Consider the following 18292-nt stretch of genomic DNA (forward strand, 5'->3'; position numbering starts at 1 on the left):
CCCTCACCCCAACCCTCTCCCACAGGGAGAGGGAGCAAACCCAACAAACATCAACCACGGATCCGTAGGCCGGGTAAGGCGTAGCCGCCACCCGGCGCTTTTGACGTTACCCCAATATCCCTTTCAATACCGGCCCAATCTTCTCAAACGCCTGCGGCGAAATGATATCCACGTGGGCGCAATCCTGGCTATGTACCTCAAGCTCCGCAACCCACGGTGCCCAGGCGATCTGCGGATCCATCGTGCGCGTGCGCTCGGCGACAAACAGCGTCGCTTTGCCGTCAAACCGCGCGCTGTGCGCCGTGGTGAGCAGGCGCACCGCATCGGCGTAGTTGCCCTCGATGGCGCCAAACAGCTCGCTGCTGCCCTGCCCCTGCTGCGCGGCGATAAACGCCTGCCGCTCGCGCTCAATTTCCGCCAGCACTGCCGGGTCGAGGCCGTTGGCCTCTTTCTCCGCCCAGTTCTGGGTTTCCGGTGGCCAGGTATCCAGCAGGCCAAGGAACGCCACCTCTTCACCCTGCGCGCGCAAACGAGCGGCAATAGCCTGCGCCAGCGTGCCGCCGAGGGAATAGCCGAACAAATAATACGGCCCCTGCGGCTGCTGCTTACGGAGCGTATTCAGGTGATGATCAATCACCCCATCCAGATCCGCACACTGCTGCATCGGCCCTTCCGGTCGGGGAGACTGAATGCCGGTGATAGACCAGTGCGGGCTGAGGTGGCGCGCCAGCACGCTGAACTGCCAGGCAAAACCGGACGCCGGATGGAAGCAGAACAGCGTCGGGCCATGGCTTTCACGCAGCGGCAGAACGGCTTCATACCCCAGACGCTGCACCTGCTCGTCGTTCATTTTTAAGTCCAGCAGCGCACTGAGCTTGCTCACCGTCGAGGCGACCATAATCTGCCCCGGCGTGACCTTGCGGGCGAACGTGCGGCTGAGCTGCGCCGCCAGCCGCATCGCCAGCAGCGAGTGGCCACCGAGGGCAAAGAAATCGGCTTCGATATCGTTCACCTCGCAACCCAGCAGCGCGGCAAACGCCTGCGCCACGGCGATTTCGGTGTCCGTTTTCGGCGCGCGTCCGGTGGTTTTGCTGGTCAACTCCGGCAGCGGCAGCGCCTTGCGGTCGAGTTTGCCGTTCGCGCTGAGCGGCAGCGCGCTGAGTTGCAGCAGCACCACCGGCACCATATGCGGCGGAAGCTGCGCCTTCAGCGATTCCAGCAGCGCATCACGATCCAGCGGTAAACCGGATTCGGAGACAACGTATCCCACCAGCTGGCGGGCATCGCCCCCCGTTGCCGCCGCCTGGTTGAACACGCAGGCATGCGCCACGGCCTGCGCCACGTCCGGCAGCGACAGCATCGCCCGGTCGATTTCGCCCAACTCAATACGCTGGCCGCGAATTTTTAGCTGATCATCGCTGCGGCCCAGATATTCTACCGCCCCGTTATCCAGCCAGCGGGCGACGTCACCGGTGCGATACATCCGCTCGCCCGGCGCGAACGGGTCGGCGATAAAGCGGCTGGCGGTGAGATCCGGACGCCCCAGATATCCCTGCGCCAGCTGAATGCCGGTGAGATACAGATCCCCCGCCACGCCGAACGGCACCGGGCGCATCATTGCATCCAGAATGCGCAGCCCCGTGTTCCACACCGGGAAACCAATCGGCACGCTATTGCCTTCAACGGCCGCCAGCTCAGGGCCAAACGCCGGATACCAGCTCACGTCCACCGCCGCTTCGGTCGGGCCGTAGAGGTTGTGCAGCGGCGCACGGGTGAGCTGTTGCCACTCGCGGCACAGCCCGGTCGGCAGCGCTTCGCCGCTGCAGAACACCTGCTTAAGCGTCCTGCAGCAGTAGACGTTTTCCGGCGTCAGCGAGGCGACAAACGCCGCCAGCATCGACGGCACAAAGTGGGTCGTCGTGACGCCATACCGGGCGAAGAAGCTCTGCATCGCCTGCGGGTCCCGGTGCGCGTCCGGCTCGGCCATCACCAGCTTCGCCCCGGCGATAAACGGCCACCAGAACTCCCAGACCGAGACGTCAAAACTGCACGGCGTTTTCTGCGCCACCACGTCATTCGCTGTCAGCGGGTAGTGGTTCTGCATCCACTTCAGGCGGTTAACGATGGCGGTATGCCCAACCATCACCCCTTTCGGACGCCCGGTTGAACCCGAGGTAAAAATGATGTACGCCGTCTGCTCCGGTTTCGCCACGCGCAGAGGCTCAGTACCCGCAGCAGGCAAAAGCATGTTGTAACTAAACGAAGCTATGGGCAGTTCGCTAAAGCGCGGAAGCTGCTCATCGGTGGTAATCAGCAGGGACGGCTTTGCGTCCTCCAGCATCATCCGCAGGCGGTCGTCCGGGTAACCGGTGTCCAGCGGTAACCACGCGGCGCCGGCTTCCACAATGCCGTGCAGGGCCAGCGTCAGGAATACCGAACGCGGGAGGGCCACCGCCACGCTGTCGCCCGGCTTCACGCCGCGCGCACGCAGCAGGTTTGCCAGCGCGACCACCTGCACGCGCATCTGGCGGTAGTTCAGCTCGATGTGCGCATCCGCCAGCGCGGGGGCGTCCGGCGTCCTGCTCGCCTGTTCCGCCACCAGCTCCGCGAGCGTGGTGGAGGGTAGCGCCAGCCCGGTGTCATTGATGCGCGCAAGCTGCGCGTACTCTTGCTCTGACACGGTTTCCACTTCCCCACATCGCAGGTCCGGGTTAGCGGCAAACTGCACCAGCATCGCGTTCAGGCGCGCGACGTGACCCTTCAGCGTTGTTTCATCGTAACGCTGTTTGCTGGCGAGAATTTCAATGCTTAATCCGCCCTGCTCGTCCGGGAACAAGGCCAGCTCGAGATCGTTCACCGGTCCGGTCGCCAGCGTGTGGGTGATGGCCTCTACGCCGTCGAGTTCCAGTTGATAATCGAACACCTTAACGTTCAGCACCGGGCCAAACAGGGCTTCATCACCCGCCGCCTTACCGCTGTCGCGGAGAATTTGCTCCGCGTCGTAGCGCTGATGGCGGCGCATTTTTTTCAGCTGGCTCGCCAGACGCAGCGCCAGCCCAGGCAGGCTCTCCTGCGGATCGATATTCACCGCCAGCGGCAGAACGTTGAGCACCGGTCCGGTTGCGGTCAGCGCGACGGAGCCCATGCGGCGCATAAAGATAAACCCGGCGGCGTAGTCCAGACGCCCGGTCAGGCGGCCCAGCCACAGCGCGACCAGCGCAAGCGCCAGATCGGTACGCTGAACCTGCCCTGCAGCCTGCGCAAGCTGGCTAAACGCGCTGCTTTCGGCGACGATTTTCAGGCGCAGGATGTCAGTTGTCGTGGCGCGCCCCGGCAGCGGCGCGGAAGAAAGAGAGACCGGAGGAGGAAGCTGTCTGCGCTGCGCTGCCCAGAAGTCACCGTCGCGTGCATACGCCTCGCTTTCACGATAGCGCTGATACTCTTCCACCACTTCGGCGAAGGGTGAAAAAGGAGATGGCGGCGTGGGGTCGCCCTTTTTCCATGCGGCATAAATGGCGGCAATCTGGCGGGTAATCGCCGGGAAACTGAAGCCATCCACCACTAAGTGATGATAACGCTGATACCAGTACCAGCGTTCTTCCCCCACCTGAATCAGCAGATGAAACGCCAGCGGTTGACCGCTGTCGACGCGCAGGTTCTGGTTGAGATCGGCTTCCATCAGCGCCACGGCGGCATCATGAGAGTCCACGCGAACGATGGACGGTTCCGGCAGCATGACGGTTTCATCCACCCACTGCCACACCTCACCGTTATCTTCGGCAAAACGCATCCGCAGGGTATCGGCCTGCATCATGCCTTCAGCAATGGCTTTTGCCAGCAACGGCGCGTCGATATCGCCCTTTAGCTCAGTGTAGTGCGCCACGCTCCAGGCATTTGGCAGCGCGGACAACTGCTCCGCCATCCAGATACCCGGCTGAGCGGCGACAAGCGGAAGACGGCTCATGTGTTTTCCCCCGCAAAATACGACGGCTCAAGCGTCTGCCAGTGTTCCGCCAGCCACTGCTGGCACACGTCCTGAGACTGCGCTTCGCATACCACGCGCCAGCCCGCGGGCAATTCGCACTGCTGCGGCCACAGGCTGTACTGCCCCTGGTCGTTTTGCAAAATGACAAACTGTCCCTGCGGATTATCGAAAGGATTGCTGAATTCCATACAGACTCCGTTATTGAATAAGTGGCTGCCAGAGGGTCATCAGCCCCTGCGTCAGCCCACCGCGCCAGCAAAGCGCGTCGTGTCCGCCGTCAACCTGACGCCAGTAAACCTGCTGCGCGTGCAATTCGGCGTAAATCGCCTGATTCACGCGGAAGATAAGCGGTTCGTTGCGCCCGGCCTCAAGGACGATGCGCAGTCCGCGTGCGGTTTTTTCACCCGCTTTAAGCTGCCCGATGAGTAGCCCCTCCTGCTGTGCGCCGCGGTGCGGCCACCAGTAGGAACCGGACTGACTGAGCACGCAGCCAAAGCGCTGCGGCCAGTTGAGGCCTGCATAAAGGGAGGAAAGGCCGCCGAAGCTCTGACCCGCCGCCACGGTACGGTCGGCGCGGTCGCTGAAGGGGGCAATGCATTGTATGTGTGGGAGGAGTTCTTCCTGCACCGCCAGCCAGAAATCGGGGTTGCAGGGCAGCTCGCGGCTGCGGTGTGCGGTATCAATCACATCAATTAAGACATAGACCGCCGGGGGCAGTTTGCCTTCACGGGTAAGCGCGGCCAGCGCGGGCCAGACGGGTATGCTTTCGGCCCAGAACTGGCCATCAAGCAGCACCGCCAGCGGGCGCTCGGGGTTTTCCTCCCCGGTGGTAAAAATCCAGACTCGGCGGCGGTTTTTCAGGCGTGCGCTTTCCCAATCAATGCAGACCGGCGCGTGGTGGGGCGTATCAGGACGATCCCAGCCTGGCTGAACGGGTGCGCCCGGCATTTCCAGCGCCGAAACGGCATGACCGCGGCCACCGCGCCAGCTCTGCGGGTTAAGCGGGTCGGAAACCGCGTGCGGCAGCAATTTACCCCAGCCTTCGCGCAGCGCCATACGGTCCGGACTCTCGCCTTCAAACACCGCGTCGGCAAAATCGTTTTCATTCACGGAAGGGATAAAACAGTAGCTCCCCCGCCACGCGGGGCTGAACTCTCCCTCCCACTGCCAGACGTCGGTATCCGGGATGCGTTTGAGGGACTGCGGACGGGCATTTTGATGGTGATCTGTCACGCCGGTGATATTGAGCCAGACGTGTTTAATCGGTGACGACGTCTGCGTTCCGTTCGGATCGCGCCACCAGAACGTGACGCGAAATTTACCGTTTTCAGGTTTCAAGTCAGGCCCACTTTTCGACTGCCACCACGCTTCACTGCCCGTTGTTAACGCCGTCACCCTTATAACCTCATGTTTAACAGTCTTTTTTGTTTCAGGACAAATTTTATTGATAATATTATTGATAACTATTTGCATTTGCAATAGCGTAATGCCCGCGCTGTGGGAAGCGCGTTCATGAATAACCATAAAAGCGGGACGTACAATGAATAAGAAGATTCACTCTCTGGCCTTGCTGGTCAATTTAGGGATTTATGGCGTCGCGCTGCCCGCCATGGCAGACGACAACGCCGCCTCCGCGCAGCACGAAGACACGATGGTGATCACCGCCGCCGAGCAAAATTTGCAGGCGCCGGGCGTATCGACCATCACCGCCGATGAGATCCGTAAAAACCCGCCCGCGCGCGACGTGTCGGAAATCATCCGCACCATGCCGGGCGTGAACCTCACCGGTAACTCCACCAGCGGCCAGCGCGGGAATAACCGTCAGATTGATATCCGCGGCATGGGCCCGGAAAACACCCTGATCCTGATCGACGGTAAACCGGTTACCAGCCGTAACTCCATCCGTCTGGGCTGGCGCGGCGAGCGTGATACGCGGGGCGATACCGGCTGGGTACCGCCGGAGATGATCGAGCGCATCGAAGTGATCCGTGGTCCGGCGGCCGCCCGCTACGGCAACGGCGCGGCAGGTGGCGTGGTCAACATCATCACCAAAAAATTCGACGACCAGTGGCACGGCTCCTGGAATACCTACCTGAATGCGCCGGAACATAAAGACGAAGGTTCCACTAAGCGCACCAACTTCAGCCTGAGCGGCCCGCTGGGCGGCGATTTCAGCTTCCGCATGTTCGGTAACCTGGACAAAACCCAGGCCGACGCGTGGGACATCAACCAGGGCCATCAGTCTGACCGTACCGGCGCCTACGCCAACACCCTGCCCGCAGGTCGTGAAGGTGTAGAGAACAAAGACATCAACGGCGTCGTGCGCTGGGACTTCGCCCCCATGCAGTCCCTGGAGTTTGAAGCAGGCTATAGCCGCCAGAACAACCTTTATGCGGGCGACACGCAGAACACCAATAACGACAACGCGCTGGTGAAGAAAAACTACGGCAAAGAGACCAACCGTATTTATCGCCAGAACTTCGCGGTGACCTGGAACGGTGGCTGGGATAACGGCATTACCACCAGCAACTGGGCGCAGTACGAACACACCCGCAACTCCCGTCTGGGCGAAGGGCTGGCTGGCGGGACGGAAGGTCTGTTTAATAGCGATAAATTCAGCGACACCGATCTGGCCGACGTGATGCTGCACAGCGAAATCAATCTGCCGATTGATTTCCTCGTTAACCAGAATCTGACCCTGGGCACCGAGTGGAACCAGCAGCGCATGAAGGATTCGACCTCCTTCACGCAAACCCAGCAGGGCGGCACCATTCCGGGCATGAGCAACGACCGTAGTCCGTACACCTCGGCGGAGATTTTCTCCCTGTTTGCGGAGAACAACATGGAGCTGACCGACAGCACCATGCTGACCCCTGCCCTGCGCTTCGATCACCACACCATCGTCGGCAATAACTGGAGCCCGTCGCTTAACCTGTCGCAAGGTCTGGGGGATGACTTCACGCTGAAGATGGGTATCGCGCGGGCTTACAAAGCGCCAAGCCTGTATCAGACCAACCCGAACTATCTGCTCTACAGTAAAGGCCAGGGTTGCTACGCAAGCGGCGACGGCGTCGGCTGCTACATGATGGGCAACGACGATCTGAAAGCCGAAACCAGTATCAACAAAGAGATCGGTCTGGAGTGGAAACGCGACGGCTGGCTGGCGGGCGTGACCTGGTTCCGCAACGACTACCGCGACAAGATTGAAGCGGGCTATGCGCCAATTGGCCACACCTCTTCCGGTAAGGTGCAGACGGATATTTACCAGTGGGAAAACGTCCCGAAAGCGGTGGTTGAAGGGCTGGAAGGCTCCCTGAACGTGCCGGTCAGCGACACGATCAACTGGACCAATAACATCACTTACATGCTGCAGAGTAAGAACAAGGAGACCGGCGACCGTCTGTCGATCATTCCGGAGTACACGCTAAACTCGACCCTGAGCTGGCAGGTGCATCAGGATGTGTCGCTGCAGTCGACCTTCACCTGGTACGGCAAGCAGCAGCCGAAGAAGTACAACTACAAGGGTGAACCGGTGAGCGGGTCTGAGAAAGACGAAGTTAGCCCGTACAGCATCGTTGGCCTGAGCGCGACCTGGGACGTGACCAAAAACGTCAGCCTGACCGGCGGCGTGGATAACGTCTTCGACAAGCGCCAGTGGCGTGCGGGTAATGCCCAAACCACGGGGAATGCCACCACCGGCGCGTATATGTACGGTGCGGGAGCGTATACGTATAATGAGCCGGGTCGCACGTGGTATATGAGTGTGAATACGCATTTTTAAGGCACTGAAGTAAACCTTCCCTCTCCCCTCCGGGGAGAGGGTCAGGGTGAGGGGAAACCATGCACGCAACCCACAGCACGTTCATTCTCGCCGACCGCACCGTTCACCGGGTCACCTTCGACCCCACCACTTTTACCGACGCCGATCTCCTCTGGCTTCCCCATCACGCAGAGCTTTCAAACGCCGGACGCAAACGCAAAGCCGAGCATCTTGCCGGGCGCATCGCCGCCGCGCACGCCTTACCGGGAAACACCGTACCCGGCATCGGCCCCAGCGGGGAACCGCGCTGGCCACAGGGTGTTTCCGGCAGCATCACCCACAGCGGCACGCAGGCGATGGCTGTCGTTACGCACGACCACCCTGCGCTTATCGGCATTGATTGCGAAACGATCCTCCCCGAAAACGAAGCACGGGAAATCAAAGACGGCATTATTGATGCGCAGGAAGAGAGCGTCCTTTCCCGCTCGGGTTACCCGTTCGCCCTCGCCCTGACGCTGGTGTTTAGCGCCAAAGAGAGCCTGTTCAAAGCCCTCTTTCCGCAGGTGCAGGCCTGGATGGGTTTTGACAGCGCCCGCGTCACGCAGCTCGTCGATAAGACGCTTACGCTGGCATTGACCTGCCAGCGCGCGGGCTATCCCGAAGGCACCGCCTTTACCGTTCACTGGCAACAGCACGGCGAACAGGCGATCACCCTGCTGTCACACTCTCCTGTCGACGGGCCTTCACGCTGGTGACCACAAACGTCACGATAAACACGACCGCGAACAGCACGACGATGGTCGGGGCAGGCGCGCTGTCGAGATAAAATGACGCATAGACGCCGCTTACGGACACGAGCGCGGAAACGGCTACCGCCACCAGCAGCGCCATGTGGAAGCGCCGGGTGATCAGCACCGCCACCGCGCCGGGCGCAATAAGCAACGAAATCGACAGAATAATCCCCACCGCTTTCAGCGTCGCCACGATGGTCAGCGAAACCATGCACAGTAATCCATAGTGCAGCCAGCGAGTGCGCAACCCGCTCGCCTGCGCCTGCTGATAATCAAAGCAGAACAGCAAAAAGTCCCGCCACTTCAGGCCAATCACCAGCGCAATCAGTCCCGCCACAATCCCGCTTTGCAGAATGTCCATCCCGTTAATACCCAGCATATCGCCGAACAGAATATGGTCGAGATGCACCTCGGGTTTGACGGCGATGTAGAGGATCAACCCGGCACCGAACATGCCGGAAAAGACGATCCCCATAACCGTATCCTGCTTGATGCGGCTATTGTCTTTCAGGTATCCGGTGGCGACCGCGCAGAACAGACCGGCAATGAATGCGCCCAGCGCCAGCGGCAGCCCCATCATCCAGGCCAGCACGACGCCGGGAAACACCGCATGGCTCATGGCGTCGCCCATCAGCGCCCAGCCCTTGAGCACCAGAAAAACCGACAGCAGCGCGCAGGGCACGGCGACCAGCAGTGAAATCAGCAGCGCGTTGTTCATAAACGCAAACTGGAAGGGTTCAAGGAGCAGCGCGATCATGGGTGGACCTCCTGCGCCTGACGCGCCTGGCGGCGGCTGGCGAGCAGCCCGTGCTTCGGCGCAAAGACGAACGCCAGCAGGAACAGCAGCGTCTGGGCGACCACGATAATGCCGCCGGTCGCGCCGTCGAGATAATAGCTCGCCCACGCGCCGAGGAAGCTGGTAATGCTACCCATGGCAACGGCAATCATCAGCAGTCGCGGGAAGCGATCGGTCAGCAGCCACGCGGTCGCGCCGGGCGTGACCACCAGACAGATCACCAGAAATGCGCCGACGGTTTGCAGCGCAGCCACGGTGGAAACCGCCAGCAGGGTAAAGAAAAGGATCTTCAGACGTTCAGGACGCAGACCGATGGCGCGGGCGTGGTTCTCATCAAAAAAGGTCACCATCAAATCTTTCCATTTGAACAGCAGAACAAGCATCGACACCACGCCGATAATCGCCAGCTGGACGATGTCTTCCGGGGCAATGGCGAGGATATTCCCGAGGACGATAGTCTGAATATTCACCGAGGTCGGGTTGAGTGAGACCATAAACAGTCCGAGGCCGAAAAAGGAGGAGAAGATCAGCCCGATGATGGCGTCCTCTTTCAGGCGGCTGCGCTGGTTGAGAAACAGCATGCTGCCCGCCGCCAGCCCGCCCGACAGGAACGCCCCCAGCGAAAACGGCAGCCCGAGCATGTAGGCTCCCGCCACGCCCGGTACGATGGAGTGCGAGAGCGCATCGCCAATCAGCGACCAGCCTTTTAGCATCAGATAGCACGAGAGAAACGCGCACAGCCCGCCCACCATCGCCGAAACCCACATCGCGTTCAGCATGTACTCGTAGCCGAAGGGTTCCAGAAGTACGCTCATTTTACCTCCTGACGGTGCGTCACGAAGGGGCGTTCATCGTCGGTAATAATGCGATCTTCAGAGCCGCTGAGCACCACGTGGCGCAGCACGCCGCTGAAGGCGCGCTCCAGATTTTCGGCGGTAAAGGTAGTTTCCGTCGGGCCGCTTGCCAGCACGGTACCTTTGACCATGACCGTGTAATCGCAAAACCCGGAGACGGAGCCTAAATTGTGGGTCGATACCAGCATGGTTTTGCCCTCATCGCGCAGTTCCCGCAGCAGGGTGATAATTCTGGCTTCAGTTTTAACGTCCACGCCGGTAAACGGCTCGTCGAGCAGGATCACCTCGCCCTGCTGGGCAATCGCCCGCGCCAGAAACACGCGTTTCTTTTGCCCGCCGGAGAGCTCGCCAATCTGCCGATGGCGCAGCTCAAGCATATCCACCCGTTTCAGAGCGTCGGTGACGATCTGCCGATCCAGCGCTTTTGGCCGACGCAAAAAACCCATATGTCCGTAGCGGCCCATCATCACCACGTCTTCCACCAGCACCGGGAACGACCAGTCAACCTCTTCCGACTGCGGCACGTAGGCGACCAGGTTCTGACGGAGCGCCCGGTGAGGCGGTAATCCCAGAATAGTGATCGTGCCGCTTGCCGCCCGTACAAAGCCCATCACCGCCTTAAACAGCGTAGATTTGCCGGAACCGTTCACGCCGACCAGTGCGGCAATCGAACCGCCCGGCACGCTGAACGAGGCATCACGCAATGCGGTATGACCGTTACGGTAGGTCACGGTCAAATCGGTTACGACAATCCCCTTCTGCATGGTTACTCCTTCATGCCGTCACGGATGCCCTGCACCAGCGTGCGGGTCGTGACGTTCAACAGATCGATATAGGTCGGCACCGGGCCGTTTTCTGCGCTCAGGGAGTCAACGTACAGCACGCCACCGTAATGGGTATCGGTTTCCCGTGCCACCTGGCGCGCGGGTTTATCGGAGACCGTACTTTCGCTGAACACCGCCGGGATGCGATGTTTTTTCACCAGATCGATAACCTTGCGCACCTGCTGAGGCGTGCCCTGCTGATCGGCGTTGATCGGCCACAGATAAAGCTCTTTCAGGCCCAGATCCCGCGCCAGATAGGAGAACGCCCCTTCACTGGTGACCATCCAGCGTTTATCTTCCGGGATCTCCGCAACCTGCTTACGCAGCGGTTCGAGGGTGGCGGTGATCTTCTGCTTATAGGCTTCAGCGTTGCGCTGATAGGTCTGCGCATTCGCCGGGTCGTACTTTACCAGCGCGTCACGAATGTTATCGACGTAAATCAGGGCGTTATCCGGAGACATCCACGCGTGCGGGTTGGGTTTGCCGTTATACGGCCCTTCCCCGATCCCCATCGGCGTAATGCCTTTGGTGACAATCACTTCCGGCACGCCGTTCAGATGCTGATAAAACCGCTGGAACCACAGCTCAAGGTTCATGCCGTTGGCCAGAATCAGCTGCGCCTTCTGGGCGCGCTTGATGTCGCCGGGCGTCGGCTGGTACTCATGGATTTCAGCACCCGGTTTGGTGATGGAAGTGACTTCTGCGGCGTCCCCCGCCACGTTTTTCGCCATATCAGCGATAACGGTAAAGGTCGTGATGACCTGGAATTTTTCAGCCGCCTGCGCGCCCGCGGTGGCCGCGGTCAGTAGCAGCGAGCTGAACAACAGACGCTTCAATCCTTGCAGTAGGTGCATCGCAGAATTCTCCTGAAGTGGTTAAAAACATACCGAAATTAGCCTTAGCTATATTGTATAGCACAGGCTATAATCAAATGAAAATAGTTATCATTATTGATTTTGGCGCGACGGGTGACGCTGCGCGAAACTGGTGCCGCCGCCCCGCCCTTTACGATGACAAAACCTTTTGTCTTCACCTTAAAAAGCATTCGTTTCGATGAGACTATAACCCCTTCAAAAAACGCGTATTACCACCAACTTTGCGAATTTAGCGCGCGGAGAAAGCCGTCAGCAAAACCTGCGTTAGGCGCTGAATACCAGCAGGACGCGCCAGCACTTCGCCCCCCCCTTTATTGAACACCTGAACGGCGTGGATTTTGAGAAGCGCGAAGTGGTGAAAATCCGCAATCGCTATGACGCGAGCGTGCCGGCGGTGGTAGGTGCGCTATCGCGCCTGAAGCCGGTCTTCGTTGAAGATGCGAAAGGCTGGCCTGGGAGTTTGCCCGCATCCTTAACCAGGAGGCGAAAGAGCTTGAGGCGGCGGGCGTGGACATTATCCAGTTCGACGAACCGCGTTTAACGTCTTCTTTGACGAGGTGAGAGACTGGAACGCGCGGCAAGCTGGCCACGCTGAGCGCGGGGGGAGAAATTGTGCGCAGGGAGCTGCCGGGGAAATAAGCACAACGTTCAGACAGGGGTAAAGGGGGCCAGATGGCCCCCTTTCGCTTATCGCCGCGAATAATGTGCTAGCGGTAGGTCAGGGTGAAGGACGCCGTGGCGCTCACCGAGCCTGACCGCGCATTCGCTGAAGTCATGTAATACGCGGCCTTGAAGGGAATATTCACCACCTCCCCCGGCGAGGTGGTCGTGCCGTATTTAATTAACTTGCCGAACTGTACCGGCGCATCATTATATTTCAACTGAATGCCCAGGCCTTTTGCCGTCGAGCTACTGTTTAACCCCAGGACGCCGTTGGCAGCATCGGCAAGCGGGCTGACGTTATCCAGCGTTACATTCACCGCGGTCTGTTCACCACAAATAAGCGGGATGGAAAACGTTACCGGATTCTGGGTGCTGCCCACGCCGTTAAACTTCGGCAACAGCGCAATCCCCATATTGATATTCAAATTTTTATCCTGAATCTGACAGGATGCAGTGCTGATGTTCATCGGCGAAAAGATATATTTATAAAGCGGCAGGCGTTTAATATTATTACTGACCGGCGTGCTGTATTCCATATTTAGCGTCAGCGCCGGTATTGAGCCCGTCGCGGGGGTAGTGCTGGTTTTAATCAGCTCGAAGGTATCCGTGAACGTTGATACGCCATTCTGGAGGATCCCTCGCCTCCAGCTCGCATTATTGAGATTCATCCGGGTGACAAACTCGCTGCTTTGCGTGGTGCTGGAAAAGTTCTTCCAGCGGATGCCGATGCCCGGAACCTCCGTCGCCCGCACGTTGGCCAGCGGCGAGGCGCCATAATCCGCATTCGTCCCCGAGAGCTGAATAAACCACGAGCCATCATATCCAATTTGCTGGCCCTCAGGATCGCACGTCATGGGGTTAACGGTGGTTATCGTCGCTAAAACCGTTCCAACGGGCGCATCCCGCTGAACGACAATATTCCGATCTACGTTCACCGCGACGTCGTTTGCAGAACACAGCGCAAAAGCATTCAGAGATATAGCGCTTCCCACTGCAGCCGTCGCGATTTTCATTACGGTAGACATCATATGTTCCTTCATTTAGGTGAGGCTTAGGCCTTCTCTCGCCAAAGTCATCATGCGCATCGAGGCCATGAGAAATTTAACGGCATGCCGCGGTGGTACGCTGAATTTTCCCCGGTAAGGCGTTCAAGGTTATTTTGGCGCGGCAGGTTTTCGCCCCCCACCTTACAGTGATAGTGTCCCCATCATTCAGGCCGCTCATATAAACCTCGCCATCGCTTCCCACAATGCTCATCGTGTCGCTTTCGTTAAGCTTTACCATTGCGCCAAAGGGCACCGGTGAGTTTTGATACAGGAGCGTTATCAAGGCCCTGTACCCCGTTCGCGCGTTGAATGTGGCGCGCACCACGGCACCGCGCGTCGGCACAACGTTGACCACGGATTCGGCCACATCCACGTCCGGTCCCAGCGAGCCGGTGTCTATCGCAATCCGGTTTTCCTGGTAGGCGCTGGCATAGGGCACCACCGCGTAGCCGCGCCAGTCCGTTCTAACGCCGGGGTTGTTGCGTACCCTTACGCCGGGCGCGCCCTGCGCCTCCAGCAGCACAACGGTATCTCCCAGCGGCTGCGAGAAGGTCACGCCGTGTTCATGACCCACGATCCCCCCCTGCAGGCCGAAATTCAGCTGGCTATTCTGTCGGCTATGGTTGTAACCCGCGCTCACGGTGCCGTAGCCGCCCTTATAGGTTCCACTCACGGCGCTTCTCGACTCCCCGCCCGACGAGGTATAGCCCTGCTGGACCAGATAGCTCAGGTTGTTATCGGCAAGCGCGGTGCCGCTCAGCCCCACCTGATGCGTTTCAGGACCGTTCTTTTGCATATTCACGCTGTAGCTGGCCCAGCTTTGCGGTAGCCATTTGCTCAGCGGCACCTGCAGGCTAAAGGCCAGAATCTGGTCCTTACGGTTTTTGCCCGGCGTTTCACTGTAGGTGTAGCCGAGCGAGTAGTTGATGTCGCAGATACTGGTGTTAAAGCCGGTGCTGACGTTGCGCTCATAGCCTCGCTTGCTCCAGTAGTCCTGCTGATAGGCCGAAATATAAAAGTTTCCCCAGCTCTGCAGCGACTGGCTGAGGTTGAGCTGCAGTCGGCTTCGCTTGTTGTAGCGCTGGCTGCTAAATTCATTCACTTCCTGGAAGGTATAAAACCCTTCCGTAGAGTAGCGATAGCTGGCGAGCGTCACGGTGGTAGCAGTCGTGGCCACCGTTTTCGAATACTGCACGCGATAGGACTGCCCGCGGCTGCGGCGTTTTTTCTCATCATCAAGCTGGCTGTCGGCAACAGTAACGTCAGCCGACAGCGAGCCAATGTCGCCAAAGCTGAGACCCGTACCGAGCACGCCAGACGCATAGTTGCTCGCCCCCAAAACGCCACCGTACAGCGTGAGATGATTGGAGAGGCCATAGGCCAGCGTGCCCAGCCCAAATGAGGGGGTTTCCGCGCCATGCTTCGTTGTTCGATACTCCCCTGCGCTCAGCGCATACTTCACGCGGCCTTCCCGCAGCATGACGGGAACCGCAGAGAATGGCTGCACGAAATGCTGGACGCTGCCGTCGGCTTCGGTGACGACAATGTCCAGATCGCCGCTCGCCGAGGTAGGATAGAGATCGCGAATTTCAAAGCTGCCGGGCGCCACGTAGGTTTGATAAACCGTGTAGCCGTTTTGCTTCACGGTGACCGTGGCGTTGGTGCGGGCGATCCCTCGAATGACAGGAGCGAAGCCGCGCATGCTCTCCGGCAGCATGGTGTCATCAGAAAAAATCTGCGCACCGCGAAACATCACGCTGTCAAACACGTCGCCCGGGGTACTGGTTTCCCCCACCTGGAACTGCCCCCTCAAAAACTGGACGTCGCGGCTCAGGGTCGTATTCAGCGACGAAAACGACTGTTTCCCGTTGTTCTTGGTCACGGTGCTGTAGTTGCGCAGGCGCCACGGCCCCGCGTTAATACCGCTTTGCAGGTTGGTATAAAGCTGATCCTGCGTCTCACCGTCCCGGCTCCAGCTGCGCGACCCGTTGATGCTGTAATTGACCAGCAGCGCAGAAATGCCCTGGTTCCAGAGCGACGGATCAACGGTGCCGCGCGCGCGCGCGTTGAGCGCCGATTGCGGGATAGAGATGTCCAGCCTCTGCCTGTCAAAATCCAGCCGGGCGCTAGCGTCCGGTATGAATGCGCCGGGGTCGGTAATAATCGTCTCGACCGGCAGCATGGCTAATTCAGGAAATGCTTTAACCCTGACGCCGAGCGACTCAAGCTCTCTGCGGTTAAGTTCCGGCGCCAGCCCGATGCCGTTTACAGGAACAAAAGAGATATTTTCCGTTCGGATATAATTTTCATTAAGCCAAATTTCTACCCTGTAGGTGCCGGGTAACTGCCCTCCGCGCTCGAAGCGGCCCAGATCGATGCCCTGGGAAGTCGAGTGTATTTTTTCAAGCGCATCAGCCATAAAATAGAGTTCGCCCGCGCCCGCGGGAAAAACGCCCGAAATAAAAAGCGCTATCGTCGAGAGTCGACTTACGCGGTGAGGCCACGAGCCAGAGAAAAAACCATATCGGGAATAAGAAACAATATTCACTTTGCTTACCTGCGCGAGTGACATAGCGTGTTGTTAATATTTTTTATTTCAGCATCTGGCGCTTTTCTGTCGTTACGCCACCAAAATCATTTATGGCTTTCCACGCCACCTGCTTTCCACTGCCGGCGACCGTTACGGAACTCAAGGGGGAAATCATTGGCGGCGGCGCGATCGTTTTATTGCCAACCGTTAATGAATAAAGAGAAACGTAGAACGGCGTCGGATTATTAATCACCAGGCGTTCGCCGCGCGGTTCAAACGTCAATCGCGTCCATGCCTCACCCGCATTTTCCGACGCCAGAGCCGCAGGCCGGTAGAAAAGCTTCATGCGCGTCTTAACGGCAATAAGCAGCCTGTTCTCATCTGACCGGGTCATTGAGGGAATTGATTTTACGTTAAGCCAAAATACAGACTCTCGGTTTTCAGGCAGCGACGTCTCGCCGGTATAAATGACCCGCAGCGTATTTTCATGACCACCGTCGAGGCGGAACAGCGGTGGCGTGACGATAAAAGGAACCTGCTCCTTCGAGTTTTCGCTTAATTCAATCCATGACTGAATTAAATAGGGGACAGCATCCTTACTGTTACTCACAGGGAGTGAGGCTTCGTTTTCAGCTCCATTATAAATTAAGCGCGTTCCGCCAACGGTTATGCTGGCCTGGCCCGGCAGGGAGAGTAGGCAAGTGCCTAATAATACAATCGTTCGAATAAGTTGACTCATCATACTTCCCCGATATTCCAGCAGGAAAAAATGGGGCGTACCCTGGGTACGCCCGGCTTATTACTGATAGGTAATGGTAAAATCTGACGTTGCGTTTGCCGTACCCGCAACCACGGCAGCCTGCGTTGCCTTATATTTCGCCACGAAGGTCATTTTGTTGCTGTTAGCAGGATCTTCGCCTGTGCTGGTGTCAAGCGTGATGCTCTTAGACTGGGTCGCCAGCGGGATTGCGGTGATGCCATCTTCTTCATAGAACGCCACACCGACGCCTTTAGCCGTTTGACCGCTGTTCAGCGCAAGAATATTGGTGTCGCTGCTGTCCGCCGTGCCGTCAAACTTAACGGAGGCAGAGGTGACGGCCGCAGGGCAGTTATTCAACACAATGCTAAAGCGGGTTGCGGCAGCAACGGCCCCGGCCGCGTTGAACGAGCTCTTTGGAATTTTACCAAGGTTAACGGTCTGGTTCGCCGTATTGGTATCAATCGTACAGGCAGAATCCAGAATGGTGCCTGTAAAGTTGATCTGTCCATCGGCTGCACTGGCGGCAAAGGTTATTCCAGAAACGGATGCTGCCATAACCATATTTCGAATGACACTGTTTAACTTCATTTGCATAGCTATATATCCTTAGGATTGAAGGTATCTGCGCAACGTTCACTGTTGCGCAGGAAGAGCGGAACTGGACCGCTAAATTTATGTTCGTTTAAGCCAATAAATAGACGTTATATCGTTATGAGCATCTCAGGCTTTGCGATGATAAAAGTAAAATAAGTTGTTTCATCTCCAGACCATTGCCTAACGCCAGTCGACTTCTAACATAGTAATTTTTGTTAATTTCGTATTTATTTTTAATTCGGCACTGGCTCGTCGATTTATCATAAATTTTCAGGAGAAAGTTCAAATGGTCGTCCGACAGTCGCGTCGACAGCCTCTGATACAGCACGTCTTTTAATACGCAGGGGTTTTCATTCGCCCGATGTTTAGAGGCGCGCTCGCACAGCTGCTTGAGATCCTTAAGCGTAGTAACAAGGCGGAAGAATTTTAAAAAGCCGTTCTCCGCATTGTTCTCTGGCGCAATAAAATAGGTAAGGCGCATTAATCCCCTCGCCGCAAGGCGATAATAGAGCCATCGGATATTCTCGCTACTTTCTCCTATTGTATCGATGAGAATGTAAGATTTATCCAGAATGGTCGCGCTTACTAAGAACTCCAGCCGATTGTCAAAATAAAATATTTCTCTATTGGCTGAGTTCAATGTTTTAATTGCCTGCCTCATGGCAAAGTTTCTTGAAAAAACTAATAGCACCGTCAAAACTCATTCCTTATGAAATTTATCATCGTCAATGTGAAGGAGGTTTTACAACATATATCCGTTCTAACGAACCGCAGTCTATTTTGTACGCTTTCCCATAGATTCTGGTAAAAGGAT

General features: G+C 57.8%; 14 protein-coding genes and 2 pseudogenes. 4 read left to right on the top strand and 12 right to left on the bottom strand.

Annotated features, from left to right (window positions below):
• Positions 1-106: 106 nt before the first annotated feature.
• From entF to fes, 3 genes are read right to left on the bottom strand one after another with little or no spacing between them, the layout of a single operon-like run.
• The gene (gene entF, locus ACOTY9_RS10690; RefSeq protein WP_348565703.1) at positions 107-3964 is read right to left on the bottom strand and encodes an enterobactin non-ribosomal peptide synthetase EntF; all 3858 of its coding nucleotides are present in this window, start codon (positions 3962-3964) and stop codon (positions 107-109) included.
• Positions 3961-4173, bottom strand: a complete 213-nt coding sequence (locus ACOTY9_RS10695) for an MbtH family protein (RefSeq protein WP_348565704.1) — start codon at positions 4171-4173, stop codon at positions 3961-3963. Before ACOTY9_RS10695 ends, entF begins: the two co-directional genes overlap by 4 nt.
• Before the next feature lie 10 nt (positions 4174-4183).
• Entirely contained in the window at positions 4184-5380 is a 1197-nt protein-coding gene (gene fes, locus ACOTY9_RS10700) for an enterochelin esterase (protein ID WP_348565705.1), read from the bottom strand.
• A gap of 145 nt (positions 5381-5525) precedes the next feature.
• On the opposite strand from fes, the gene ACOTY9_RS10705 reads away from it, so the two are divergent.
• Positions 5526-7766: a TonB-dependent siderophore receptor gene (locus tag ACOTY9_RS10705; RefSeq protein WP_193971085.1), complete on the top strand. Its 2241-nt coding sequence runs from the start codon at positions 5526-5528 to the stop codon at positions 7764-7766.
• 59 nt (positions 7767-7825) lie between these two features.
• The gene (gene entD / locus ACOTY9_RS10710) at positions 7826-8500 is read left to right on the top strand and encodes an enterobactin synthase subunit EntD (RefSeq protein WP_071922501.1); all 675 of its coding nucleotides are present in this window, start codon (positions 7826-7828) and stop codon (positions 8498-8500) included.
• On the opposite strand, the gene ACOTY9_RS10715 is transcribed toward entD, so the two are convergent.
• The 4 genes from ACOTY9_RS10715 to ACOTY9_RS10730 are packed head-to-tail and all read right to left on the bottom strand — an operon-like array spanning position 8454 to position 11864.
• Positions 8454-9293 (bottom strand): metal ABC transporter permease, encoded by an 840-nt coding sequence (locus ACOTY9_RS10715; RefSeq protein ID WP_023338157.1) that lies wholly within the window; start codon positions 9291-9293, stop codon positions 8454-8456. The genes entD and ACOTY9_RS10715 overlap by 47 nt on opposite strands.
• The gene (sitC, locus tag ACOTY9_RS10720; RefSeq protein WP_421637341.1) at positions 9290-10147 is read right to left on the bottom strand and encodes an iron/manganese ABC transporter permease subunit SitC; all 858 of its coding nucleotides are present in this window, start codon (positions 10145-10147) and stop codon (positions 9290-9292) included. Before sitC ends, ACOTY9_RS10715 begins: the two co-directional genes overlap by 4 nt.
• Complete coding sequence (gene sitB, locus ACOTY9_RS10725; protein ID WP_063861205.1) at positions 10144-10950, bottom strand: iron/manganese ABC transporter ATP-binding protein SitB; 807 nt, start codon at positions 10948-10950, stop codon at positions 10144-10146. The genes sitC and sitB overlap by 4 nt, the downstream gene beginning before the upstream one ends.
• A gap of 2 nt (positions 10951-10952) precedes the next feature.
• A complete protein-coding gene (locus ACOTY9_RS10730) occupies positions 10953-11864 on the bottom strand; it encodes a metal ABC transporter substrate-binding protein (protein ID WP_023332345.1) in 912 nt (303 codons plus the stop codon).
• 156 nt (positions 11865-12020) lie between these two features.
• Between ACOTY9_RS10730 and ACOTY9_RS10735 the strand changes: the two are divergent.
• A pseudogene (locus ACOTY9_RS10735) lies at positions 12021-12150 on the top strand (putative oxygenase MesX); the annotation flags it as partial.
• Positions 12151-12168: 18 nt separating this feature from the next.
• Positions 12169-12487, top strand: a pseudogene (locus ACOTY9_RS10740) (methionine synthase); the annotation flags it as partial.
• Positions 12488-12592: 105 nt separating this feature from the next.
• On the opposite strand, the gene ACOTY9_RS10745 reads toward ACOTY9_RS10740, so the two are convergent.
• The 5 genes from ACOTY9_RS10745 to ACOTY9_RS10765 all read right to left on the bottom strand — a co-directional run bounded on the left by ACOTY9_RS10745 (position 12593) and on the right by ACOTY9_RS10765 (position 18169).
• The gene (locus ACOTY9_RS10745; protein ID WP_023332344.1) at positions 12593-13573 is read right to left on the bottom strand and encodes a fimbrial protein; all 981 of its coding nucleotides are present in this window, start codon (positions 13571-13573) and stop codon (positions 12593-12595) included.
• A 76-nt stretch (positions 13574-13649) separates the two neighbouring features.
• Complete coding sequence (locus ACOTY9_RS10750) at positions 13650-16013, bottom strand: fimbria/pilus outer membrane usher protein (RefSeq protein ID WP_348565706.1); 2364 nt, start codon at positions 16011-16013, stop codon at positions 13650-13652.
• Between the two features lie 172 nt (positions 16014-16185).
• The gene (locus tag ACOTY9_RS10755) at positions 16186-16863 is read right to left on the bottom strand and encodes a fimbrial biogenesis chaperone (protein WP_023332342.1); all 678 of its coding nucleotides are present in this window, start codon (positions 16861-16863) and stop codon (positions 16186-16188) included.
• Positions 16864-16923: 60 nt separating this feature from the next.
• The gene (locus ACOTY9_RS10760) at positions 16924-17478 is read right to left on the bottom strand and encodes a fimbrial protein (protein WP_347484394.1); all 555 of its coding nucleotides are present in this window, start codon (positions 17476-17478) and stop codon (positions 16924-16926) included.
• A gap of 115 nt (positions 17479-17593) precedes the next feature.
• Entirely contained in the window at positions 17594-18169 is a 576-nt protein-coding gene (locus tag ACOTY9_RS10765; protein WP_230278590.1) for a hypothetical protein, read from the bottom strand.
• Between the last annotated feature and the right edge of the window lie 123 nt (positions 18170-18292).

The organism is Enterobacter cloacae complex sp. SHL012 (assembly GCF_049237505.1).
Classification (GTDB): domain Bacteria; phylum Pseudomonadota; class Gammaproteobacteria; order Enterobacterales; family Enterobacteriaceae; genus Enterobacter; species Enterobacter kobei.